This is a genomic window from Nocardiopsis sp. TRM 82005 (genome assembly GCF_056312425.1).
The window spans coordinates 13,022-35,222 of sequence record NZ_JBWDTQ010000016.1 but is presented as its reverse complement, the minus strand read 5'-3'; the positions used below and the strand labels follow the sequence as shown (position 1 = coordinate 35,222).

Sequence of the window (22,201 nt, the reverse complement as noted above, 5' to 3'; positions counted from 1 at the left end):
ACACCCGATGTGAAGCGTTACGCGGTGAGCCCTCCCCTGTCGCTCCCCGCGGACGTTCGTCTGACGATGAACGTGGAGATTCCCTCGTGAACAAGCAGTCCCGCCCGACCATGACACCGGACCATCCTCTGATCACGGTCCTGGCTGCGTTTCTGGTCCTGGCGGGGATGGTGTTGCTGGCCGTCCGCCCTTTCGACAGGGCCGAGTCTCCGCCGGCTGACGATGCGTCGGCGTCCTCCGGCGAGGACGAGGCGCCGCCTCCGGCCGAGGGCGGTCCCGACGGGCTGACCGTGGTGGACGCGGCGGACGTTGTGGGCACCGAAGAAGCCGAACTCGCCTACGACGGCGGGATCACCACCTCGGTGACCTACCCGGTCATCCCCAACGCCGAGCCGCTGGAGGATTTCCTGGAGCGCGAGCTCACCGATGAGGTACACGCCTTCGAGGCGGCCAGCCCGGGCGCGGTCTCCTTCGAGGCGGCGTGGAACCTGACCGCGGCGGGCAACGGTCTGGTGGGGGTCCGGATGACGCGGGTCGAGACCGACTCCGAGGGGCCCGAGGAGGGGTACACCACCTACTGGTACGACACCGCCACCGCGGAGCACCACCCCTCCGCCGCGCTGATCGCCGGGCAGGAGGAGCTGGAAGAGCTCAACAGACTGGTGCGCGAGGCGGTGGAGGGCGGGGACGGCGCCGCGGACCCGGACATCATCCATCCGATCCGCTCCCTGTACGACTCGATGGGGTTCAACCCCGACGGGGACCTGGTGGTGGAGTTCGACGCCGGACAGGTCGCCCCCGTGTCGGAGGGCCGCACGCACGCGGTCATCGACGCCGAGGACTCCGGGGAACTGCTGTCGGAGCTGGGCGCGCGCGTGCGTGACACCGCGACCGTGGGTGTTGAGGACTTCGTGATCCCCGCCCCGCCCCAGGCCGACAAGGACGGCCAGGAGGACGGGGACGGTCCCATGCCCGGAGAGCTGCCCGTGGTCGACGACGGCGTCGGCTGCTCCGGCCCCGACACCAAGTGCGTGGCGCTGACCTACGACGACGGGCCCGGCGGACGTACCCCCGAACTGCTGGACGTCCTGGCCGAGTACGACGCGCGGGCCACGTTCTTCGTCACCGGATACCCGGTCATGGAGCACCCGCACACGGTGCGGCGCGCCTACGCCGAGGGACACGAGCTGGCCAACCACACCCTGAACCACCCCGACCTGGCCGGCCTGAGCTCGGGCCGGGCGCGCTCGGACCTGGACACCGTGCAGGCGTTGGTGTACCGCGAGACGGGGCACACCATGAATCTGATGCGCCCGCCGTACGGCTCCACCGACGACGGTGTGGCGTCGGTGACCGCGGACATGGGGCTGGCCCAGATCCTGTGGAGCGTGGACACCAACGACTGGAAGGACCGGAAGGCCCCCGTGGTCTCCGACCGGACGCTGGACGGCGCTTCGGACGGGGCCATCATCCTCATGCACGACATCCACGGCACCACCATCGACGCCGCCCGCACGATCGTCGGGGAGTTGGACGCGCGCGGGTACACCATGGTCACCGTTTCCCAGATGCTCGGAACCACGACCCCCGGTGAGGTCTACGTCGACGGGGTTCCCGACCTCCCCGACACGTCCGCCTAGGGATGCGGTGTCGGAGCGTCGGACGGGAGACGATGGCGAAGGAACCCGTGAGTGAGCAAGATGGTGCTGGAAGCAGCGGGGACAACTTGTGGGACACGCATCCTGCCCTGTGAGCGTGACCACATGTGGTCACGCTCACAGGAGGGGTGACGGCGTCACTTATGTTGCTCCCAGCAGCCGCGTTGGCACCTGCTTAGGGATGAGGGAGTCCGGTGTTGTCGTCGACCCGAGTTCATCCGAACGAAGCCGTCCGGTGCCCGAGGGGCGGAGGGCACGGACCGTGGGAGCACAGACCGTGGTGGCCCGCGGCCGTACTGATGATACTGGTTCTGCCGTTGGCGGCCTGTGACGTCCAGGAGACCGCCTCGGAGGCCGACGATCCGGAGCTGATCACGGTCCTGCTGGACGAGCCGGGCGATGAGATCGCCGAGTGGCGCGGTGAGGCGAGCGACTTCGGGGACCACCCGTACCAGCCGGAAGGCTTGGAGATCGACGTCTCCTATCCACGGTTCGAGGGGGCCGAGGCCTTCGCCGAAGGACTGGCCGCACAGGTGGACCAGGAGGTGCGGGACTTCCGCGGCGCCAGCCGGAACCCGATGCACCTGGACATCGAGTGGGAGGTGGCCGCCGCGGGGAACGGCGTGCTGGGCGTGCGCCTGGTGCGGACCGAGGAGGACTACCACGGACTGCGCCAGGGCTACGGGACGTACTGGTACGACGCGTCCACCGGCCACACCGCGTACGCGACGGAGCTGCTGGCCGACGACGCGGCTCTGGAGAAGCTCAACGGGATCGTGCGCGAGGCGTTCGCCGACGAGGAGGACGTGGACGTGGAGGGCCTGCATCCGGTGATGCGCACGTACGACTCGATGGGGTTCAACACTGACGGGGACCTGGTCGTGGAGTTCGACGACGGGCATCTGTCCCCGGTCGTGGAGGGCCACGTACCGACTTCGGAGCCGGGCCGGATGGTCGCGGTCGTGCCCTCGAAACAGGCCCTGCCGCTGCTGTCCGACCTGGGCGAGCGGGCACGGGAGGCGTCGCTGGCCGAGGAGCCCGTACTGGCCGTGGAGGAGCCCGGGACCGAACCGGAGTCCGCCCCGGCGGTTCCGGGAGTGGTCTCGGCCCGTGACCCGGACGTGGACTGCGCGAAGACCAAGTGCATCGCGCTGACCTTCGACGACGGCCCGGCCAAGGCGACACCGCACCTGCTGGACCTGTTGGCGGAGGAGGACGTGACGGCCTCGTTCTTCCTGAACGGCGACCCGTCCCTGACCCGGCCCGGTGTGCTGCGGCGCGCCTACGCCGAGGGACACGAGCTCGGCAGCCACAACGACCTGCACGAGCACATGCCGGAATACTTCTCCGGCGAGGAACTGGTCGGCCAGGTGGCCGCGGTGAGCGCTATGGTGCGCCGCCAGACGGGGGGCACCGTGGAGCTGTTCCGGCCGCCGTTCGGGGACAGCTCGCCGGAGGTGCTGAAGGAGATCGGCAGGCAGGGCATGGCCGAGATCCTGTGGAGCCATGACAGCAAGGACTGGACCGACCTGAGCCGCGACGAGATCGTGGAGAGCGTGGTGGAGCATGCCGAGCCCGGAGCGGTGGTACTGCTGCACGACACCCTGTCGCCGACCCTGGCGGCTACCCCTGAGATCATCGAGCAGCTGCGTGGGCAGGGGTACGAGTTCGTGACCGTCAGCCAGGTCTACGGCGGCCCCGAGGCCGGCGAGAGCTACCCGCCCGAGGGCCTGACCGCCCCCATCGGATCCTGACGGCCGCTGGAACGGTCTGTTCGGTGCTCCCCTGGGCGGGCGCCGGATCCGGTGCTGTCGCCCCACCACGGGGATGCCGGCAGCACCCGGCCACGGAGCGAACGCGAAGCGTCCGTGTCCGCCCCGGCCCCAGGAGGCCGGGCTGGGAGGACTCAGCCATCCGCCGGTGAAGGTGGACCCGTCCGCTCTGCCTCTGCCTTCGACCGTCGGGACGGCCCCGTCGCACCCCGTCGCCGCACAACGCTCCCTAGCCGTTCGCGGTGACGGTCGCGGCGTCCGGCTCCTCCCCGTTGCCGGAGCGGGAGGGGACGTCAGCACCAACGGCCTCGCTGATGGAGCGGTAACCGGCGGAGCGGGCCAACCGCACCAGGCCCCGGTGGATACGGCGGGGCCAGAGGGGACCGCCGTAGATGAGGCCGGTGTAGCCCTGCACGAGGGTTGCTCCGGCTCGGATGCGGGCCCAGGCGTCCTGCGGGGTCTCGATGCCGCCGACGGCGACCAGGGTGACCCGGTCGCCCACGCGGGCGCGCAGACGGCGCAGTACCTCCAGGGAGCGCTGCTTGAGCGGAGCCCCGGACAGGCCACCAGCACCGGCGGCCTCCACCTGGTCGGTGGCGGTGGTGAGGCCCTCGCGGGAGATGGTGGTGTTGGTGGCGATGATGCCGTCGAGGCCCTCGTCGAGAGCGAGGTCGGCGACGGCGTCGACGTCCTCGTCAGCGAGGTCGGGGGCGATCTTGACCAGGAGGGGCAGGTCCGGGCGGTCGGCCTCGGTGAGGGCCTCGCGCACGGCTGTCAGAAGCGGACGCAGCTGCTCCACACCCTGGAGGTTGCGCAGCCCCGGCGTGTTCGGCGAGCTGACGTTGACCACCAGGTAGTCGGCGTAGCGGGCCAGGCTCCGGGCGCTGACCGCGTAGTCGGCGGGGGCCTCCTCCTCCGGGGTCACCTTGGTCTTACCGATGTTGACGCCCAGTACGGGACGGCGTTTGCCGAGCTGGTGGTGGAGGCGCTCGGCGATCAGTGCGGAGCCCTCGTTGTTGAAGCCCATCCGGTTGACGATCGCGCGGTCCCCCACCAGCCGGAACAGGCGCGGCCTGGGGTTGCCCGGCTGGGGTTGTGCGGTGACGGTACCGATCTCCACGAAGCCGAAGCCGAGTGCGGCCAGCCCTGAGGGGCTCTCCGCGTTCTTGTCGAAGCCCGCCGCGAGCCCCAGCGGGCCGGGGAACTCCCGGCCCAGGGCACGCACGGTCAGCTCCGGCTCACGCGGCCCGAGCGCCCTGCCCATCGCGGCGGCCACACCGGGGACGGCGGACACCCCGCGCAACGCGGCGAAGCTGAGCTTGTGCACCTTCTCCGCGTCCATGTGGCGCAGGACCGAGCGGAAGACAATCTGGTAGAACACGGTCATCCGTTTCCGTCGCCCTCGCGCTCGGCGAGGTAGCGTTCGAGTTCCTCACCGAGTTCGTCGGCGGTGGGCAGCTTGGCCTCGTCGTCGGCCAACGGGAGTGTGGGACGTTCCTCGGGGTCGGTCCGCGAGGACATGATGTCGTCGTACTGGCGCTCCAGGTTGGCCACGACGCGCTGGACCTCCTCGGAGGCCGCGACCTGTTCGGCGATGTCGACGTCGGTCGTCCGGGCGGCCTCCTCCAGTCCCTCGGTGGGCAGGGCCAGGCCGGTGGCCCCGGACACGTACTCGGTGGCGGCGATGGCCGCACGCGGGTACTGGGACTGGCCCAGGTAGCTGGGCACGTGGACGGCGTAACCGACGAAGTCGTGGCCGCCCTCACCCAGCCGGTACTCCAGCAGCGAGGTGGCACTGCCGGGCACCTCGACGCGGCCGATCCACGGGGTGTGGCCCTCGACCAGTTCGGGACGGGTCGAGTGCGGGGTGACCGTGACCGGCCGGGTGTGCGGAACAGCCATGGGGATGCCGTGGGCGCTGATGGACAGCGTGACGGAGAAGTGGTCGACGAGCTGGCCGACGGCGGCGATGAAGGCCTCCCACTCGCGGTCCGGTTCCGGCCCGTACAGGACCAGGAAGGGGGCCTCCTCCTCGTCGTGCATCCGGTACAGGGCCAGTTTGGGCGTATCGTAGGCGGTCCAGGTGTTCTCGACGAAGGTCATCATCGGACGGCGCGACCGGTAGTCCACGAGGCGGTCGGTGTCGAAGGTCGCGACCTCCTCCGCGGTGAACCGGTCGAACAGCGACGTGACCATCTGGCGCCCAGCGTGTCCGGCGTCCACGAAGCCGTCCAGACAGACAAGCATCGCCAGCCCGGCGACGTCGTCGAAGCCAGGGTGGAGTTCGTACAGGTCTGCGGAATCACGCACCGGGTTCTCGTCTCCAAAAGGGTCTGGTTCGCAGAGCTCACGCTCACGCGGCGGTCGGGATACGGCCGGGCAAGTCCGGCCTGATGCCGCTTGGGGTGTTGTGCCCCGCTTTTCCACAATACCGATCCGGTCCTCCCAGAGCCGCCCCTGGGAGCCACCCCCGCACCGGGCCGGTGGGAGCCGATCCTCCCAGAGCCGTCCCCGCACCGGACCGGTGGGAGCCGGGACCCACGGACCGAACTCGGTGAGACCACCCTCACACCTCGCAAGGCGCCCCTACCGCGCCGGTGGGGGCGCCTTACGGATCAGCGCAGGTCGGCCACCCTTAGCGCGCGCAACCGGTTGAGGACAGCCACGATCTCGTAACGGCGCGGTAGGACGTAGTCGCCGCCGAAGTCGGAGCCGAGCAGCGTGACGCCCTTTCTGCTCAGGGCCTCCTCCAGGGAGTCGAGCGCCTCGACCAGGGTGCGGGTGCCGTCCAGGTGACGGCCACCGACGAGTTCGCGCAGGGCGAGGCCGGCTCCGGTGATCTGGCCGGGATCGGCGAACTGCTCGATCGAACGCACGTCGATGTCGCTGTCGCCGAACACCAGCACGTCCGTGTCGCGGCGCTTGAGCTTCCCCTTGCCGCGCGAGGTGGTGTCGTCCACGGAGCCGGGGGCGACCACCCGTGCGCGCGGTAGGGCGAAGTCGGCGTCGACGCGATCGTGGGCCAGCTCGCGGGCCTGCTCGGTGACGTCGTGCGGATGGTAGGCGTCGAGCATGACGACCTGGTCGGCGACGTCGAAGTAGTCGCCGCTACCGCCCATGACCAGGACCGTGGAGACCCCGTGGTCGCGGTACAGGGGACGGACGAGGTCGATGAACGGGATCAGGGGCTCGCGGTCGCCGTGGACGAGGGCCTGCATGCGCTCGTCACGGATCATCAGGTTGGTGGCGGTGGAGTCCTCGTCCACCAGCAGCGTGCGCGACCCCGCTTCCACGGCCTCGCAGATGTTGGCCGCCTGAGAGGTGGACCCCGAGGCGTTCTCGGTGCGGAAGTCGCTCGTATCCGCTCCGGTGGGCAGGTTGCGCACGAAGGGGCTGACGTCCACACGTTCGACCCGACGGCCCTCCTCCGCGCGGATCTTGACGGCGTCGTCCCTGGTCACCACCAGTTCGCGTCCGTCACCGGGCACATGGTCGTAGACACCGCGTTCGAGGGCGTGCAGCAGGGTGGACTTGCCGTGGAAGCCGCCGCCGACGATGAGGGTGATGCCCTCGGGGATGCCCATGCCGCTCACGGTGCCCCGGTGCGGCAGGTCGGCGCTCACCCGCATGCTCTCGGGCGAGGCGAAGGGTACGGCGCCCCGGGCCATGGGTTCATCGCTGACGCCGCTGAGCCGGGGCAGGATGGCCCCGTCCGCGACGAAGGAGACCAGGTTCCTCTCCGCCAGCTGGGCACGCAGGGCGACCGTGTCCGCGACGGTGTCGGCGAAGGCGACGGCCTCCTCCGTGTCGACCTCCTCCCAGTCGAGGTCGTCGACCAGGTCGGGCAGGGTCCGGCACAGCTCGCGCTCGGCGGTACGGCCGTCGATACGGCGGCCGTGGCCGGGCAGGTCGATACCGATGCGCAGGTCGATGCCACCGTCAGTGAGCTGGCAGGAGGACCGCTCGATGACCTCCTGGCCGCCGGTGTCGACCTTGAGCAGCGATCCCCGCAGGAGTCTGCGGGCACGCCGTCCCAGGTAGTCGGCGGTGGCGCGGCGGCGCACCGGGTCGCCCCAGGCGCTCTTGGGGATGCCGGTGTCCGGGACGAGCACGCGTACGCGCGAGGGTGGCGCGAACGGGTCGGCCTGGACCCGCTGCACGGTCAGGGTGAAGTCGCCGAAGTCCCAGTCGCCCTTGAGGGACTTGTAGCGCCCGTAGGAGGCTCCGTCCATCCGCAGCAGCTCGTCGGAGAGCCTGGCGTCGTCGCGGACGCCACGGATGGGCTCGGGCTCGGGCCTGCGCCCGCCGCCCTGGCCTCCGCCGCCGCGGCCTCCGCCGTACCGGCGGCCCTGGCCGCCCCCGTGCCGTCCCGTCATGACTGTCCCCCTGGGTGTCGCTTCTGCTGCTCCGGCCAGGTTAGGCGTTTAGCGGATCCTCCGCAGAAGGCCTGTGGACAACCGCGCCCGGACCGGCCTGACCGGAAAAGACCTCCCTGACAGGCACTGCGGCACCGGGGCGCCGGCGGTGACGCCGCGACGTGCCCCGCTTCGGCGAGCGCGAGAGGCCGCGGAAAGAAGAAAACGGAACCCGCGAAACCGGTCCTTGGGAAAACCCGTGGTCGACGGACTCGTGGGCTGTTCGATCGCGGGCTGCTGAGCCTGGCCCGGGGTCGGTGAGGGGGCACCGGACACGCGGCCGGCTCCGGGGCGCCGGGGCCGGTCTGTCGGGGGTGCGCCACAGGTTCCTCCGGCACCAAGGGGGCGCACCGTGGAGTGTGGCGGGCACCTCCCCGGGAGGGGTGGGGAGGTGCCTCGATTCAGTTCTACCGGAAGACGAGGCTTCGCGCGGGGCAAACCCGGATTCCTTCGGCCCCGGCCCTGAATCCACCTTCGGCGGCTACGGCTCTTCCCGCCCCCGCCGTGCCCCGTCATCCCTCAGGGGCGGCGCGCAGGGCCCGGTCGCGGCCGTCCACGGACGCACTTCTTTTCCGACGATGACGTCAACCCTAGAGATGCAGGGTTCCGGTGGCCACGGACACCGCCTCGCCGCCGATCAGCACACGCTCGCCCCGGTCCTCCAGGAGCAGGTCGCCCCCGCGCGCGGAGGCCTGGTGCGCGGTCAGCGCGCTCCGGCCCAGGCGCTCGGCCCAGAACGGGGTGAGCACGGTGTGCGCCCTGCCGGTGACCGGGTCCTCGGGAACGCCGACGTTGGGCGCGAACACCCGGGAGACGAAGTCGGGCCCGTCGTCGGCGGGGGCGGTGGCGATCACCAGGTGGTAGGGCAGCCGGCCGAGCGCGGCCGTGTCGGGTGCCAGTCCGCGCACGGTGTCCTCGTCGGCGAGTTCGACCAGCAGGTCGTCCTCCCCGCCCAGCCCCGCCCACAGGGGCTCGGCGCCCAGGGCCTCGGCCAGGCCCGCGGGCTCCTCCACCTGCTTCGGGGGCTTGGCGGGGAAGTCCATCCACAGCCGCCCGCCGCGCTCGGTCACGGTGAGGACGCCGCTGCGGGTGGTGAAGCGGTAGGGGCCGGCGACTCCGAGCACGGAAAGGGTGTGGGCGGTGGCCAGAGTGGCGTGGCCGCACAGGTCGATCTCGACGGTGGGCGTGAACCAACGCAGCTCGTAGTCGGCCCCCTCCTCGTCCACGGGGCGGACGAAGGCGGTCTCGGACAGGTTGAACTCGGCGGCCACCCCCTGCGCCCAGCTGTCCGGATAGTCCTCGTCCAGGACCAGGACGGCGGCGGGGTTTCCGGCCAGGGGACGGTCGGTGAAGGCGTCGACCACGCGGTACTCAGGCATGGGACCCAGACTAGAAGTGCCCCGACCGCGCGCCAAAGGTCCGTTCGGCACTGCGGTGGACCCTTTTTCCGCGGCCGCCCGCAGACCCTCTACAGGGGCGGCTCGTCGAGGATGAACATGGTCTGTGTGCTCTTCACCTCGGGGAGGCGCTGGAGGCGTTCGAGGACGAAGGTGCGCAGGGCCGCGGCGTCGGTCACGCGGACCAGCAGGAGCAGGTCGACGTCCCCGGAGACCAGGGCCGCGTGGTCGACCTCGGGGATGTCACGCAGGTAGCCGCGGAAGCGCTCCCAGGAGTGCTGTTCGATGCGCACCGACACGTAGGCGGACAGGGCGGTGCCGTACTTCTCGGGGTCGATGACGGCGGTGAAGCCGCGGATGACGCCGTTACCGCGCAGGCGTTCGAGACGGGAGTAGGCGTTGGCGCGGGAGATGTGCGCCTGTTCGGCGACCGCGCGGATGGACATGCGTCCGTCGTCGCGGAGCAGGGAGATGATGCGACGATCGGTGTCGTCCAGCTGCACGGCCATGTGTCTTACCTCGTACCGCTCACATGATGATCGAATGAGAACATCCGGGTCGTCAGGCCGCACTACTGAGCAGTTTGTCCAGCATCGGCGCGAGGTTATCGACAATATGGGGTTATTCACCTCATATTCAAGACATGAAGCACACCGATGAGCGATCTCGTCAGGCTCCGCCACTCCCCTCGACGGAGCCCGTGCGCCTCGTGGACCGGCACGGTCGGCGTGTGGAACACCCGTTGTTCACCGCTCCCGTTCCCACCCGGCTCGCCGACCTCCACCGCGCCATGGTCATCGGCCGTCGCTTCAACCAACAGGCCAGCACACTCGCCCGCCAGGGCCGCCTCACCGTGTACCCGTCCTCGACGGGGCAGGAGGCGTCCCAGGTCGGCGGTGTGCTGGCTCTGTCCGAGCAGGACTGGCTCTTCCCCAGCTACCGCGACAGCGTCGCCCTCATCGCCCGCGGGGTCGACCCGGTGCGGGCCCTGTCCCTGTTCCGCGGCGACTGGCACGCCGGATACGACCCCCGCCGCCACCGCTGCGCGCCCCAGTGCACCCCGCTGGCCACGAACGCCTCCCACGCGGTGGGCCTGACCTACGCCGCGCGCCGCAGGGGCCACGACGTGGCCGCCCTCGCGCTGATGGGCGACGGCGCCACCAGCGAGGGCGACGCCCACGAGGCCTACAACTTCGCCGCCGTGTGGAACACCCCCGTGGTCTTCCTCGTGCAGAACAACCACTGGGCGACCAGCGTGCCCCTGCGCACTCAGACCGCGGTCCCGACGCTGGCGCACAAGGCGATCGGCTACGGGATGAAGGGCTATCACGTGGACGGCAACGACGCCGCGGCGGTGTACTCCGTGGTCTCCCAGGCCCTGGCCGAGGCTCGGGCCGGAGGCGGTCCCGCCATCGTCGAGGCGGTCACCTACCGGGTGGACCCGCACACCGCCTCCGACGCACCGCAGCGCTACCGCGACGGGTCCGAGGCCGCCTACTGGATCGAGCGCGACCCCCTGCTGCGTACGGAGGCCCTGCTGCGCTCGGAGGGCACGCTCGGAAACGCCGAGGAGACGGACCGGGCCCTGACCGCCTTCGACACCGACGCCGAGAGGGTCGCCGCCCTCCTGCGCGAGCACATGGACGGAAAGCGCGAGCCAGCCCCCGCTTCCCTGTTCGCCAACGTCTGCTCCACGGTTCCACCCCTGCTGGACCGACGGCGCCGCGATTTGGCCGATGAGCTGCGGAAGGTCTGAATGGCGCGTACACCCGTCGGCGAACCCGCCGAGGTGTCGGTCGCGGTCGGCGCTCCCCTGATCACCGCCGCCCCGCACGTCACACAGACCCACGTCACCCAAACCTCCGTGCCGGATGCCCGGGAGCGGTCCGGACCCGTCGGCGGCAACGGCGCCGCCGGCCAGGCGGGTCCGGAAGCCGCCCTGGTGGGTTACGGCGCGGGACAGGGTGCGCGGACCCCGCGTCGGCGCGCCCACGCGGAGGACGGGTCGCCGCTGTCAACGGCGACCGGCGCCCCGTCCCCGCCCCCGGAGGAGCGCGTCCGTGTGGTGCCGCCGCTGGTGCGGCGCCTGACTCGTGAGCACGGGATCGACGCGGCCTCGGCGCGCGGCCCAGGGGAGGAGGCCTGGTACCGCGCCGGGACGTGGAGTCGCTGGTCGCGGAACGGGAGGCGGTATCCGGGCCCGCGTGGGAAGAGCATGTGCCCGGACCCGCGCGGGAGCTGAGCGAGGCCGAGGCGGCGCGGACGGACTCGTTGGGACCGGAGGACCTGCGCGGCGGGACGTTCACCGTGAACGACTACGGGGTGTTCGGCGTGGACGGGTCCGCGGCGGTCACCAACCACCCGGAGGCGGCGATCCCGGGCCTGGTCCGGGTCCTGAGCCGCCCATGGGTGGTGGGCGAGAACGCGGTGCCCAGACCGGTGACGGAGCCGCCGCCGGCCTTCGACCACCGTGTGTGCGGCGGGGGTACGGGCGGGTTCCCGCGGTTCGTGGCGGACTGCGTGGAACGCCCGCGACTACTGCTCGACCACATGTGAGCAATCCGCGACGAGGGACCGCGGCAGTGTCGGCCGCGGCCCCTCGCGCGCCTCCACCGGGCGCTCGGGAGCTGTCCCCGGGCACCGCGCGGGCGGATTACCTGCCGCGCAGCCTGTCGACCACGGAGTTCAGACGCGAGCCCAGGCTGTGCCGACCGCTGCTCTGGGACGCCAGGCCCCTGCCCTCGTCGTCGACCGCACCGGCGTGCGCGCCGGACGGACCGCGGGTCCAGGCGAAGAACAGAGCGATCATCAGAGCCGGGATGACGGCCAGGGCCAGCAGCCCGGCACCGCCCATGACGCTGTCCGAGCCCATGAGCTGGAATCCGGAGATGTCGTTGGCGGCGGTCTCGGCTGTCACGCCGCCGTCACCGTCACCGTCACCGCCGGTGGTGGTGGCAGCGTCCTCATCGGACTGCTCCTGCTCGTCGGCGGCCTGCCCGGCACCGCCGTCGGTGGCCTTCTCGGGAGCGGCCTCCTCCTCGGAAGGCTCCTCCGAGGGCTCATCAGAGGGTCCTTCCGAACTCTCCTCAGCGGCCTCCTCCGAGGCCTCCTCCGCAGGCTCCTCCTGGGGCAGGGCGTCCTCGGGGATCGGGGAGACCGCGTTCTCGCACTCGTTCCCGGGCTGCTGGAAGGGGTGCGGGGCGCCCTCGGTACCGTTCCCCTCGCCCCACTCGGTGATGTAGTACTCCACGTCGAGGTGGCCGTTGCCGCCGCTGACGGTGTAGCTGGACTCGTCCCAGGCCTGGCCGGTGATCTCGGCGAAGGTCTTGCCGTCGATGTCGAGCAGCACGTCGCAGCCGTGGGACGGGGCGCCCGGGCCCCGGTCCCCGATGAAGAACTCGGTCTTCTGGCCCTCGTAAACGATGTAGCCCTCGGTGCCGAGCGGCCAACTGGGGCTGGAGAACAGGCCTTCCTGCATGGGTTCCCCGCCCGCGGGGGCTCCCGTGTCTCCATTGATGCCGGAACCGTCGTCCCAGAAATAGGTCGCGGTGACTTCGCCGTATTGAATCGGAGTGTCGTTGCTCATGAAGTGAAAGCCAGGTTGACGGCAGGGCCGAGAAGACCGCGGACATGACACGTCGGACACGCGGGCACGCTGGGTGCGCCCCCGCGGGACGTGTCATGGCAGGGTTCTCCCGCGTCGCTGGCGGCGATGGCGGGCGGGAACGGAAGATGTCTCCGCTGGCGCAGGCGCGTGGATTCGCGCGGCCCTGTTCCCGAAAAAGGTCTCGACTCCCTTGCGGCGCACAGCCGGTCAAGGGCTCGGCATCGGATCGTCAATAGGTAATAACGAACCGATCACGAGGACCCTAACCCACGCTTTGGGTAAAGCGTGCGATCTGGCGGGTAAAATGACTTTGCGTGTCTGCCGCAATACGTTACGAACCAGGACGCACGAGGGGCCGAAAAAGCAGAAACCCCTTGCCGGAAGGGGGTTACGGGCCCTCCCGGGACGGCGGGCGGGCCCGTGCGTGGCCCTCGTCATAAGTCGGCACACGTTCGCGCGGAGCGGGGAGGGGCGGCACAGGACCACGTGCGCACCAGCGAGTCATGGGCCTTCGGGCAGTGCGCTCCGAATACGAGTAAAAGTGGTCAACACCACTTAATTTGGGCACTTGGAGGCGGTCAACGGCGATCACGGCGCCCCGGTGCCAAGCAAGGGGCCGCCGGAGGGTCGCCTCCCGAGGAGGGACCGCCCCGGCGACCGGACACCGCGCTCAGGTCACCTGTGCGCGCTGCACGAAGCGCTCCTGGCGCCACTCCCCCGTCTCCACGACCTCCAGCAGGGACGCCGCGGCGTCCCACACGTCCGCGTAGCTCAGGTACAGCGGTGTGAAGCCGAACCGCATGACGTCGGGGGCACGGAAGTCCCCGATCACGCCGCGTGCGATGAGCGCCTGCACGATCGGGTACCCGGAACCCTCCTCCGGCTGCACCAGGGCGACCTGGCTGCCGCGCCGCGTGTGCTCCTGCGGCGTGATCGAGGAGATCCCCGCCTTGGCCGCGCGATCCATGAACAGGTCCGTCATCACCAGGCTCTTGGCACGCACCAGTGACATGTCCGCCCGGGACCACACGTCCAGGCTCGCCTCCAGAGCGGCGTCGGCCACCAGCGGCTGCGAACCGCTCAGGAACCGGGACACCCCCGGCGCGGGCTCGTAGTCGGCGCTGAAGTCGAACGGGCGGGCGTGTCCGTGCCAGCCGCTGAGCGGCTGGTCAGCCGAGGCATGGTGGCGCCGGGCGGCGTACAGGAACGCCGGGGCGCCCGGACCGGCGTTGAGGTACTTGTAGGTGCACCCCACGGCGAAGTCCGCACCGCTGCCGGCCAGGTCGACCGGGACCGCGCCCGCGCTGTGGCACAGGTCCCAGACCACCAGGGCGCCGTGCTCGTGGGCCAGACTGGTGATGCCCGGCATGTCGCGCAGGGTGCCGCTGCGGTAGTCCACGTGGCTGAGCAGCAGGACCGCGACGTCGCCCGCGGCCAGGGCCTCGGCCAGTTCGGGGCCGTCGGGGTCCACGCGCCGCTGGATGGCCCCCACCAGGGCCGTCGCGCCCTCGGCGACGTACAGGTCTGTGGGGAAGTTGCCCGCCTCGCCCAGCACGACCGAGCGGTCCGACATACGCAGCGCCGCGACCAGGGTCTTGAACAGGTTGGCCGAGGCCCCGTCACCGACGACCACCTCGTCGGGGCCGGCGCCCACCAGCGGTGCGATCTTGGCACCCAGGGTGCGCGGTTTGTCCCACCATCCTGCGTCGTTCCAGCTGCGGACGAGGCCGCGCCCCCACTCGCGTTCGATCATGTCGGCGACCCGGCCGGGGGCGGCGCGCGGCAGTGCGCCCAGCGAGTTGCCGTCCAGGTAGATCACCCCCTCGGGGAGGACGAACTCCTCACGGAACACGGCGAGGGGATCGGCCGCGTCTAGTGCGACGCAGTCCTCACGGGTGTCGGGGGTCATCAGATCCTGCTTCCTCAGAGCGGTACGGACGGGGACGGCGCAAACGGGGCAAGGGGCCGGGGACGGGTCAGACGGCGCTGCGGAGGGACCACAGCTCGGGGAAGACGTCCTGCTCGGCGTTGCGGGCCAGCCAGGTCAGGCCGTTGGAGCCGCCGCTGCCGGGCTTGCCGCCCATCGTGCGCTTGACCGCGACGAGGTGGCGGTGGCGCCATCCGGTCACCCGTTCGGCGACGTCGAGCAGCGCCTCGGCCAGCAGGAACAGATCGTTTCCGGGCTGGTCGTCGGCGTAGACGGCCTTCCAGGCGGCCTCGACCTCTGCACTGGACTCATAGGGCCGGCTCCAGTCGCGTTCGGCCCGGTCTGCGGGGACGGACAGGCCGCGGCGGTGCAGCAGGCGCAGCGCGGCGTCGTAGAGGCTGGGACGCTCCAGCAGGGCCGTGAGCTGGTCGACGACCCCGTCCATGGCCTTGTGCGGGCGAATCATGGCGGCGGACTTGTTGCCGAGCAGGAACTCCAGCTTGCGGTAGCCGTAGGACTGAAAGCCCGAGGCCTCACCGAAGGAGTCGCGGAAGCGGTTGAACTCGGTGGGCGTCATGTCGGCGAGCAGGCCCCAGGAGTCGTTGAGCACGTCCTGAGCATTGCACGCACGGCGCAGCCAGGCCAGGGTGCCGGGCACGTCGTCGGCCTCCAGCGCGTCGCGGGCGGCCTCCCAGCGTTCCTGTACCAGGGCGAACAGCAGCTCCATGACCTGGGTGGTGATGATGAACGCGGACTCGGCGGGCTCGTCGGTGCGTGGCCTCTGCAAGCCCAGCAGGGTGTCGATACCGACATAGTCGACGTAGGGGGTGTTCCGGTCGAAGGCCAGGGTCGGACCGTCCTGGTCGGACTCTGCCTGGCGTGTCCGAGCCGCCTCAGCCCCGTCGGCCTCTCCGGCGTACGGACACTGCTGGGCGGTGGTGGAGAGCATGAAGACCCCTTGTCGGACTCGCGTGAACGGCTGCGCGGGCACGGCGCCGCGAGGAGGGATCGTCCCCCGGGTACGACGCCGTACGCGTGAGGTCACATCATCGGACAGAAGGCGCCGAGAACGGAATGGATACCGGACACGCAATCCGGGCATTGGCCTACCATTCATAAAAGCTCATGCCCTTCGACTTTGGGAGCGCAAAGTATGGCCTCACGGCTTGCGACCCCGTTGGACAGCGTTGACCAGCTCATCCTCAACGAGCTCCAGCAGGACGGACGGCTCTCCTACAACGAACTGTCCCGCCGGGTGAACCTGTCGGCGCCCGCCGTCGCCGACCGTGTGCGCCGCCTCACCGACCGCGGGGTCATCACCGGCTACCACGCGCACGTGGATCCGGCCGCCGCCGGGCTGCCGGTGACCGCGCTGGTGCGCATGGAGTGTTTCGGCGCGCACTGCCTGCTGCGTGAACGCTCCTCGCTGGAACTGCCGGAGATCCTCCAGGTGCACCGTGTGACCGGGGACGACTGCTGCGTACTGCTCATCGCGGTCCGCTCCATGGAGCACTTCGAGGAGATCATCGACAAGCTCGCCGAGCACGGCCGTCCCTCCAGCACCATGGTCATGTCCAGCCCGGTGTCCTGGCGCGCCGTATCCGCGCCTGTGACGAGGCGCCCCTGACCGGCCCTCCGCCCGCGGCCCTGACCCGAGCGGACGGGGCGCGAGCGGGCGGAACGCGGACGGGCTGGGGCGGAGGCCGCCCGCAGCGCAGTGCGGGGCGCCCTCCGGTTCGCCTAGAGTCCTGAGGTGAGCGTACTCATCGACACCCCTCTCTGGCCCGGGCCGCGCGCCTGGCTGTTCGCCCACCTGGTCAGCGACCACTCCCACGAGGAGCTGCACGCCTTCGCCCGCGCGCTCGGCGTGGGCCCGCGCGCGTTCGACCGCGACCACTACGACATCCCCGAGCACCTGCACGCCCGCGCCCTGGAACTGGGCGCCGAACACGTGGGCAGCCGTGAGCTGGTCACCCGTCTGCGCGCGTCGGGGCTACGGCGGCCCAAGGCCGCCCGGACGCGCGACCGCGCCTGAGCCCTCCGACGCCGACGGGTCCCAGGGGGCCGGTTCAGGGCGGAGGCAGCTCCTCCGGGGGCGGTGCCTCCAGCCGGTCGAGCTCGGCGAGCATGTTCACCCGGGCCCGTGCCTCCCAGCGCGCCCGTCCGAGCGGTGTGTGGAACAGGTGCGGGGCCTCCAGCAGCGACCGCAGCACCCTGACGCGTCCCACGCGGAACTCCTCGTCCGGAACGTGGCGGTACTCGGCGCGGACCGCGGTCGTGTAGGCCAGGTACTCGTCGGCCGGGGCGGGCAGCACGGACAGGTCCGCGTCACAGACCACCGCGCCGTCCACGTCCCACCTCCCGGGCCGGTGCGTCGCGGTCACCCCGACCAGGCGCGCGACCTCGCGGACGAGCACGGGCCGGGCCCCATCAGGGACAGCAGCCGCTCGGCCAGCCGCGCGCTCTCCCTCTCATCGCGGCCGGGCCCCCTCGTAGACGGCGTCGTGGAACCAAACCGCGTAGCGGACGCGATCGACGTCGCGTGCCTCGTCCCGGAGAAGGTCGGCCGCGCGCAGTGTGCTCTCCAGGTGGGCGAGCGTGTGGTACCGGCGGTGCGGCTCGTTCCAGCGTCCCAGGAGTTCCACGCCCACCGCCACCGCCTCGGGGGTGTCCCCGGCGAGCCCGAGCCAGGCGGCCCCCAGCCGTGCCGCGGCACCCTGGTTCGGCGGGGGCGCCCATCCGCCGGGGTCGTGGGAGTCCATGTCCTCAGTCTTCCCCACCCACTCCGCCCCGGTACAGGATCAGGTGTCGGAGGTGTCCACGAGCCCGGCCTCGTGGGCGAGAATGGCCGCCTGCACCCTGTTGCGCATCTCCAGACGGTTGAGGATGGCGCTGACGTAGCTCTTGACGGTGCCCTCCACCAGGAACAGCCGCTCGGCGATGTCGGCGTTGGAGAGCCCGGAGCCCACCAGGGCCAGCACCTCGCGCTCGCGTTGGGTGAGCTCCTCGATCCGGGTGAGGGCGGCCGCCTCCCGCGATGCCCGGGCCCCACCGAACTGGGCGATCACCTGCCGCGCCACCTGCGGAGACAGGTAGGCGCCGCCGTCGGCGACCGCGTGCACCCCCGTGACCAGCTCGCGCGGATCCCCTGCCTTGAGCAGGAACCCGCTGGCACCGCCGCCGAGCGCTTGGGAGATGTAGCTGTCCTCGCCGAATGTGGTGAGGATGACCACGGCGGTGGAGGGCGCGACCCTGCGGATCTCCGCGGTGGCGGCGAGCCCGTCCGTCCGGGGCATCCTGATGTCCAGCAACGCCACGTCGGGGCGGTGGGAGAGCACCAGGTCGACGGCCTCGCGCCCGTCGGCGGCCTCGGCCACCACCTCGATCTCCGGGTCGCTGCGCATGATCGCCCGCACGCCGGCACGGATCATCGCCTCATCGTCGGCGAGCAGCACCCTGATCACGTCTGCGGTCTCCTTCGGTCCTCGGCTTCGGTGAATCCTGGTCACCGTAGCGGCGCCTCGCCCTTGGTCAGCAGGCGCCCCTCCGCGAAGCACACCTGGTAGAGGATCGTCTCGGACCCGAAGAACGCGGCGTCGCTACGGTAGTAGCTGCAAGTGGCGCCCTCGGGGACGGCGCTCTCCTCCAGCGTCTGGGCGTCCACGTACAGAGAGGTCTCCGGCAGCACCTCCTCCACGTCGGTCTGGGCGTCCCCGACCGTCAGGGAGGCGAACTCCTCCGGGGTCAGCGTGGTCTCCTCCATGTTCCGGACGTTGGTCCAGCCCAGAGCGAGGACGACCGCCACCGCCGCCAGGACCGGCATCAGCGCCAGGGCCAGCGACCAACCGCGCACCCGGCGGCGGGCGGCCATCTGGAGCTGGTCGATCTCGGCGCCATCCTCCGTCGAAGGACCCACCTCGACGGTGCCGTCCAGCGGCATGGTCGCGCAGACCTCCCAGCCGCCGTCGCCGTCCGGGCCGGCGGCGAAGGAGCCCCCGGCCAGGCGGACGCGCTCGCGCAGGCCGATGAGTCCGCGCCTGCCTCCCCCGCCCGGCTCTGAGAGCCGCCCGGAGGGCGCGGAGTTGGTCACCCGGACCTCCACCCGCTCCCCGTCCACGGTGAGCCACACAGTCACCTCAGCGCCGGGGGCGTACTTGGCGGCGTTGGTGAGCGACTCCTGAACGACCCGGTGGACCGCGCGGTCGACCATCGGCGGCAGGTCGGCGGCGCTGTCCCGGCGGACCAGGGCGACCCGCATCCCGGAGTCGCGGACGCGGTCGACCAGGGCGGCGACGCCCTCGTCCACGGGGGACGTGGGCGCGGGCTCGGCGTCGGTGCGCAACACCCCGATGATCTCCCGCAGGTGCTGTGTGGCGGTGACGGCGGTGGCGCGCAGCTCGGTGGCCGAGCTGCGGTACTCCTCGTCCAGGTCGGGGGCGACCTCCAGGGCCCCGGCTCGCAGAGCGATGAGGCTGAGCTCGTGGCCCAGGGAGTCGTGCATGTCCTGGGCGATGCGGGAACGCTCGCGCAGCCGGACCTGGTCGACGGTGAGCCGGTGCTCGCGCTGGAGCTGGCGGGCGTGCTCCCACCCCGCCGCGGCCAGGGCGACGTGCTGGCGCCGGTAGACGCCCACCAGCCAGGGCAGCATGACGCTGAACACCATGGTGCTCACGGTGGTGGTCCACGCCATCATGTCGTCGGGCCACACCGCCGCCGCGACCGCCAGCCACAGCACGGTGCCGGACGCGAAGAGGACCACCGCGGACCACACACCGGGCATGCGGCGCCCGACCAGGTAGGCCACGCAGAGCACCAGGACGCCGAAGCCGTACACCCAGAACGAGCCGAGCAGGGCCACGACCAGGGAGAGCAGGGGGTAGAGGCGGCTGAGCACGACGACCAGGGCGGTCAGTCCGACGACGGCAGCCGCGGTGGCCAGCGCCTCAGGGGCGGGCAGGCCCCCGGTCGTCCAGCGGAAGAGGACCTCCGCCAGGCACAGTGCGGTGATCGCGGTCCCGAACAGCACGTCTCGCAGGACGGTGCCCCTGGTGGGCCAGCCCGCCAGCGGACGGAGTGCGCGCCGGACGAACGCGCGCGGTTCGGACAGATCCATGCGGGTGAACCTACACATTCCGCCGCCCGAGCGGCACCGCCGAAAGTCAGGGCGGCGCCCCGTCCTCCGGCGGAGTGGCCGGGTCCCTCTTCCGCTGGAGGGTCTCCTCCCGACGTCCGGGAGAGGACCGGAACCGGGGCCACGCCCAGGGACCGGCCATATCATGGGATGAATCTTGGCCCTTTCCACGATTGCCCACGCCGTACCGCCGTGCTGGAATCCAGAGGGCGGAAACCGCGACAGGACGAGGGCCGGATGTCACCACTACAGACCCTGCGACGTATGCACGAGGTCGCCGGCTGGCCACTCCTGCTGACCACCTTCCTGGCCCGCCTGCCCATCTCCATGTCCCTGATCGGGCTACTCACCCTTGTCACCACCACGACCGGCAGCGTGGCCACGGCCGGTGCGGTGACCGGCGCCTTCGCCCTCGGTGAGACCGTGGGCGGCCCCGTCATCGCCCGCTTCGCCGACCGGCACGGGCAGCGGATCCCCGTGCTGGCCACCGCGCTCGCGGACGCCGTGCTGATCATCGTGCTCGTCTACACCGTCCTGGCCGGCGCCCCCGCGCCCGCCCTGGCCGCACTGGCCGCCGTGGCGGGCATGTGCATGCCCCAGATCGGCCCCATGGCCCGCACGCGCTGGGTGATGCTGATCCGTCGGGGACCGCACCGGGGCGCCGAGCGGGAGCGCTCGTTGTCCGCGGCCATGTCGGTGGAGGGCGTGCTGGACGAGGCCGCGTTCGTCCTCGGCCCCGCGCTGGTGGGCGTGCTCACCGTGGCCCTCTCACCGTCGGCGAGCGTACTGGGCGCCGCGGTGCTCATCGGCGTCTTCGGGACCGTGTTCGCCCTGCATCCCACCGCGCCGTCCGGGAGCCCACCGGTGCGCGGCGCCGAGGGCCGTATCGCCACGCCCGCGCTGCTGGTGCTGGCCGTCCCCATGTTCTGCCAGGGCCTGTTCTTCGGCGGTATGTCCACCGGTGTGGCCGCGTTCGCCTCAGCCTCCGGGAACGGCGACCTGTCAGGGCTGATGTACGCGGCGATGGGCGCCAGCAGCGCCGCGGCGGGACTGATGATGGCCTCCCTGCCCGTGGAGTTCGCGCTCACGACACGCACCCGGATCGCGGCGGGCGCGATGTTCCTTCTCACACTGCCGCTGTACCTGGACCATGAAGCGGTCAGCCTGGCGGTGGCCATCTTCGTGCTGGGCGCGGCGATCGGCCCGCACATCGTGAGCCTGTTCGGGCTGATCGAGCGTGCCGCCCCGGCCAGCCGCCTGTCCCAGTCGATGGCCCTCATCCTGAGCTGCCTGATCCTGGGCCAGTCGCTGGGCTCGATGGCCTCGGGCGCCCTCGCCGACACCCACGGCCACCAGGGTGCGTTCGCGCTGGCCACACTGGGCGGGTTGGTTTCCTTTACGGTCACCACACTGCTCGTGCGCGACCGCTGGTACGGCCGTGGAAGCGCGGATCGCCCTCTCCTGCGGCGGTGACGGCACCCGCGCCGGGAGGCTGAAAGCGATACATGGCATGAACAGGGTGATCCCGGGAACATCGGGCGTTAAACCCGCGTTAAAGAGGCGCCCATTCTTCACACTCCGACCTAGGCTCGATGATCGTGCTCGATCTACTGGCCACCATCGGCCCCCGCCGCAAAGAGGTGCCCGTGCCACAGCTCAACGGGCTTTCCCGCGTCACTCTGTCGGTCCGCGACCGCGACGAGAGTGTCCGCTTCTACCGCACGGTCCTGGGGTTCCGGGTCCTCGGCAAACGCGACCATGAGGGCACGCGGCGCACCGAGTGTCAACATCCGACATCGGGACTGCTGCTGGCGCTCATCCAGCACCGGGACAACTTCAAGGGCAGGTTCGACCGCAGGCACTGCGGCCTGGACCGTCTCACCCTGGGCGTCGCCAACCTGGGCGAACTCGAGGCCTGGGAGGAGCGTTTCGCGGAGATGGACGTGGAGCACTCCCCGGTGATGCACGCCGAGGAGGGCTCCACGCTGCTCTTCTACGACCCGGACGGCACCGAACTAGCCCTGTTCGCCCACGCCGAACTCGACGCCGACAACAGCTGAAGGCCCGTTCCCGGTCCTGTCCGAGAGTGCTTCGGCCTTTGGTCCGAAGGTGCATCGGGCCCGTGCCTCCCGGCCGTCAGGCCGGGCACCGACGCTGCCCGGTGCACTGGCCCAGCACGTCCGAGGGCGCATCTCCGACTGATCCGTCGACGCAGGCCCCGGCCCCACGCGGCGGTCCGAGGACGAGCTGCCGCGGCTCGGGGCCGTTAAGGACCATCGCCGACCGGTCCGGTT

The 22,201-nt window shown here is 71.1% G+C and carries 19 protein-coding genes and 1 pseudogene; 9 read left to right on the top strand and 11 right to left on the bottom strand.

Annotated elements, in window-relative coordinates; all coding sequences use genetic code 11:
• The first annotated feature begins 110 nt into the window (after positions 1-110).
• Both AC0T5L_RS12710 and AC0T5L_RS12705 read left to right on the top strand, forming a co-directional pair.
• Positions 111-1,640 carry a polysaccharide deacetylase family protein gene (locus AC0T5L_RS12710; protein WP_476165806.1) on the top strand — a complete coding sequence of 510 codons (1,530 nt, stop codon included), beginning with the start codon at positions 111-113 and terminating at the stop codon, positions 1,638-1,640.
• Between the two features lie 215 nt (positions 1,641-1,855).
• Positions 1,856-3,412: a polysaccharide deacetylase family protein gene (locus AC0T5L_RS12705; RefSeq protein ID WP_476165641.1), complete on the top strand. Its 1,557-nt coding sequence runs from the start codon at positions 1,856-1,858 to the stop codon at positions 3,410-3,412.
• A 247-nt stretch (positions 3,413-3,659) separates the two neighbouring features.
• On the opposite strand, the gene AC0T5L_RS12700 is transcribed toward AC0T5L_RS12705, so the two are convergent.
• The 5 genes from AC0T5L_RS12700 to AC0T5L_RS12680 all read right to left on the bottom strand — a co-directional run bounded on the left by AC0T5L_RS12700 (position 3,660) and on the right by AC0T5L_RS12680 (position 9,751).
• On the bottom strand, positions 3,660-4,817 hold the full coding sequence (locus AC0T5L_RS12700; RefSeq protein ID WP_476165640.1) for a quinone-dependent dihydroorotate dehydrogenase: 1,158 nt from the start codon (positions 4,815-4,817) through the stop codon (positions 3,660-3,662).
• Complete coding sequence (locus tag AC0T5L_RS12695; RefSeq protein WP_476165639.1) at positions 4,814-5,740, bottom strand: proteasome assembly chaperone family protein; 927 nt, start codon at positions 5,738-5,740, stop codon at positions 4,814-4,816. The genes AC0T5L_RS12700 and AC0T5L_RS12695 overlap by 4 nt, the downstream gene beginning before the upstream one ends.
• A gap of 305 nt (positions 5,741-6,045) precedes the next feature.
• Complete coding sequence (locus AC0T5L_RS12690; RefSeq protein ID WP_476165638.1) at positions 6,046-7,806, bottom strand: ABC-ATPase domain-containing protein; 1,761 nt, start codon at positions 7,804-7,806, stop codon at positions 6,046-6,048.
• A gap of 629 nt (positions 7,807-8,435) precedes the next feature.
• The gene (locus AC0T5L_RS12685; RefSeq protein WP_476165637.1) at positions 8,436-9,224 is read right to left on the bottom strand and encodes a PhzF family phenazine biosynthesis protein; all 789 of its coding nucleotides are present in this window, start codon (positions 9,222-9,224) and stop codon (positions 8,436-8,438) included.
• Positions 9,225-9,313: 89 nt separating this feature from the next.
• Positions 9,314-9,751 carry an Lrp/AsnC family transcriptional regulator gene (locus tag AC0T5L_RS12680; protein ID WP_476165636.1) on the bottom strand — a complete coding sequence of 146 codons (438 nt, stop codon included), beginning with the start codon at positions 9,749-9,751 and terminating at the stop codon, positions 9,314-9,316.
• A gap of 134 nt (positions 9,752-9,885) precedes the next feature.
• Here AC0T5L_RS12680 and AC0T5L_RS12675 point away from each other — a divergent pair, with 134 nt between their 5' ends.
• From AC0T5L_RS12675 to AC0T5L_RS12665, 3 genes are read left to right on the top strand one after another with little or no spacing between them, the layout of a single operon-like run.
• Positions 9,886-10,998 (top strand): thiamine pyrophosphate-dependent enzyme, encoded by a 1,113-nt coding sequence (locus tag AC0T5L_RS12675; RefSeq protein WP_476165635.1) that lies wholly within the window; start codon positions 9,886-9,888, stop codon positions 10,996-10,998.
• Positions 10,999-11,484, top strand: coding sequence for a hypothetical protein (locus AC0T5L_RS12670; protein WP_476165634.1), 486 nt, complete (start codon positions 10,999-11,001; stop codon positions 11,482-11,484).
• The gene (locus tag AC0T5L_RS12665; RefSeq protein WP_476165633.1) at positions 11,460-11,798 is read left to right on the top strand and encodes a 2-oxo acid dehydrogenase subunit E2; all 339 of its coding nucleotides are present in this window, start codon (positions 11,460-11,462) and stop codon (positions 11,796-11,798) included. The genes AC0T5L_RS12670 and AC0T5L_RS12665 overlap by 25 nt, the downstream gene beginning before the upstream one ends.
• A gap of 97 nt (positions 11,799-11,895) precedes the next feature.
• On the opposite strand, the gene AC0T5L_RS12660 is transcribed toward AC0T5L_RS12665, so the two are convergent.
• The 3 genes from AC0T5L_RS12660 to AC0T5L_RS12650 all read right to left on the bottom strand — a co-directional run bounded on the left by AC0T5L_RS12660 (position 11,896) and on the right by AC0T5L_RS12650 (position 15,725).
• Entirely contained in the window at positions 11,896-12,828 is a 933-nt protein-coding gene (locus tag AC0T5L_RS12660; RefSeq protein ID WP_476165632.1) for a hypothetical protein, read from the bottom strand.
• A gap of 691 nt (positions 12,829-13,519) precedes the next feature.
• On the bottom strand, positions 13,520-14,758 hold the full coding sequence (kynU, locus tag AC0T5L_RS12655) for a kynureninase (RefSeq protein WP_476165631.1): 1,239 nt from the start codon (positions 14,756-14,758) through the stop codon (positions 13,520-13,522).
• A 67-nt stretch (positions 14,759-14,825) separates the two neighbouring features.
• Positions 14,826-15,725, bottom strand: coding sequence for a tryptophan 2,3-dioxygenase (locus AC0T5L_RS12650; protein WP_476165630.1), 900 nt, complete (start codon positions 15,723-15,725; stop codon positions 14,826-14,828).
• Between the two features lie 204 nt (positions 15,726-15,929).
• Between AC0T5L_RS12650 and AC0T5L_RS12645 the strand changes: the two genes are divergently transcribed.
• Positions 15,930-16,403, top strand: coding sequence for an Lrp/AsnC family transcriptional regulator (locus tag AC0T5L_RS12645; protein WP_476165629.1), 474 nt, complete (start codon positions 15,930-15,932; stop codon positions 16,401-16,403).
• 126 nt (positions 16,404-16,529) lie between these two features.
• Complete coding sequence (locus AC0T5L_RS12640) at positions 16,530-16,811, top strand: DUF4031 domain-containing protein (RefSeq protein WP_476165628.1); 282 nt, start codon at positions 16,530-16,532, stop codon at positions 16,809-16,811.
• A gap of 34 nt (positions 16,812-16,845) precedes the next feature.
• Here AC0T5L_RS12640 and AC0T5L_RS12635 read toward each other — a convergent pair.
• The 3 genes and pseudogenes from AC0T5L_RS12635 to AC0T5L_RS12625 form a co-directional block, all read right to left on the bottom strand.
• Positions 16,846-17,538: pseudogene (locus AC0T5L_RS12635) on the bottom strand (HD domain-containing protein).
• Positions 17,539-17,577: 39 nt separating this feature from the next.
• Entirely contained in the window at positions 17,578-18,240 is a 663-nt protein-coding gene (locus AC0T5L_RS12630; protein WP_476165627.1) for a response regulator, read from the bottom strand.
• 41 nt (positions 18,241-18,281) lie between these two features.
• The gene (locus AC0T5L_RS12625) at positions 18,282-19,889 is read right to left on the bottom strand and encodes a sensor histidine kinase (RefSeq protein ID WP_476165626.1); all 1,608 of its coding nucleotides are present in this window, start codon (positions 19,887-19,889) and stop codon (positions 18,282-18,284) included.
• A 255-nt stretch (positions 19,890-20,144) separates the two neighbouring features.
• Here AC0T5L_RS12625 and AC0T5L_RS12620 point away from each other — a divergent pair, with 255 nt between their 5' ends.
• Positions 20,145-21,380, top strand: a complete 1,236-nt coding sequence (locus AC0T5L_RS12620) for an MFS transporter (RefSeq protein ID WP_476165625.1) — start codon at positions 20,145-20,147, stop codon at positions 21,378-21,380.
• A gap of 119 nt (positions 21,381-21,499) precedes the next feature.
• A complete protein-coding gene (locus AC0T5L_RS12615) occupies positions 21,500-21,967 on the top strand; it encodes a VOC family protein (RefSeq protein ID WP_476165624.1) in 468 nt (155 codons plus the stop codon).
• The last annotated feature ends 234 nt before the right edge of the window (positions 21,968-22,201 follow it).

Bases quoted from the DNA above. Each gene is read 5' to 3' on its own strand.
- AC0T5L_RS12710 (WP_476165806.1), top strand. From the start codon at position 111: ATGACACCGGACCATCCTCTGATCACGGTCCTGGCTGCGTTTCTGGTC.
- AC0T5L_RS12700 (WP_476165640.1), bottom strand. From the start codon at position 4,817: ATGACCGTGTTCTACCAGATTGTCTTCCGCTCGGTCCTGCGCCACATG.
- AC0T5L_RS12690 (WP_476165638.1), bottom strand. From the start codon at position 7,806: ATGACGGGACGGCACGGGGGCGGCCAGGGCCGCCGGTACGGCGGAGGC.
- AC0T5L_RS12685 (WP_476165637.1), bottom strand. From the start codon at position 9,224: ATGCCTGAGTACCGCGTGGTCGACGCCTTCACCGACCGTCCCCTGGCC.
- AC0T5L_RS12680 (WP_476165636.1), bottom strand. From the start codon at position 9,751: ATGGCCGTGCAGCTGGACGACACCGATCGTCGCATCATCTCCCTGCTC.
- AC0T5L_RS12675 (WP_476165635.1), top strand. From the start codon at position 9,886: ATGAAGCACACCGATGAGCGATCTCGTCAGGCTCCGCCACTCCCCTCG.
- AC0T5L_RS12670 (WP_476165634.1), top strand. From the start codon at position 10,999: ATGGCGCGTACACCCGTCGGCGAACCCGCCGAGGTGTCGGTCGCGGTC.
- AC0T5L_RS12660 (WP_476165632.1), bottom strand. From the start codon at position 12,828: ATGAGCAACGACACTCCGATTCAATACGGCGAAGTCACCGCGACCTAT.
- kynU (WP_476165631.1), bottom strand. From the start codon at position 14,758: ATGACCCCCGACACCCGTGAGGACTGCGTCGCACTAGACGCGGCCGAT.
- AC0T5L_RS12650 (WP_476165630.1), bottom strand. From the start codon at position 15,725: ATGCTCTCCACCACCGCCCAGCAGTGTCCGTACGCCGGAGAGGCCGAC.
- AC0T5L_RS12645 (WP_476165629.1), top strand. From the start codon at position 15,930: ATGGCCTCACGGCTTGCGACCCCGTTGGACAGCGTTGACCAGCTCATC.
- AC0T5L_RS12625 (WP_476165626.1), bottom strand. From the start codon at position 19,889: ATGGATCTGTCCGAACCGCGCGCGTTCGTCCGGCGCGCACTCCGTCCG.
- AC0T5L_RS12620 (WP_476165625.1), top strand. From the start codon at position 20,145: ATGTCACCACTACAGACCCTGCGACGTATGCACGAGGTCGCCGGCTGG.
- AC0T5L_RS12615 (WP_476165624.1), top strand. From the start codon at position 21,500: ATGATCGTGCTCGATCTACTGGCCACCATCGGCCCCCGCCGCAAAGAG.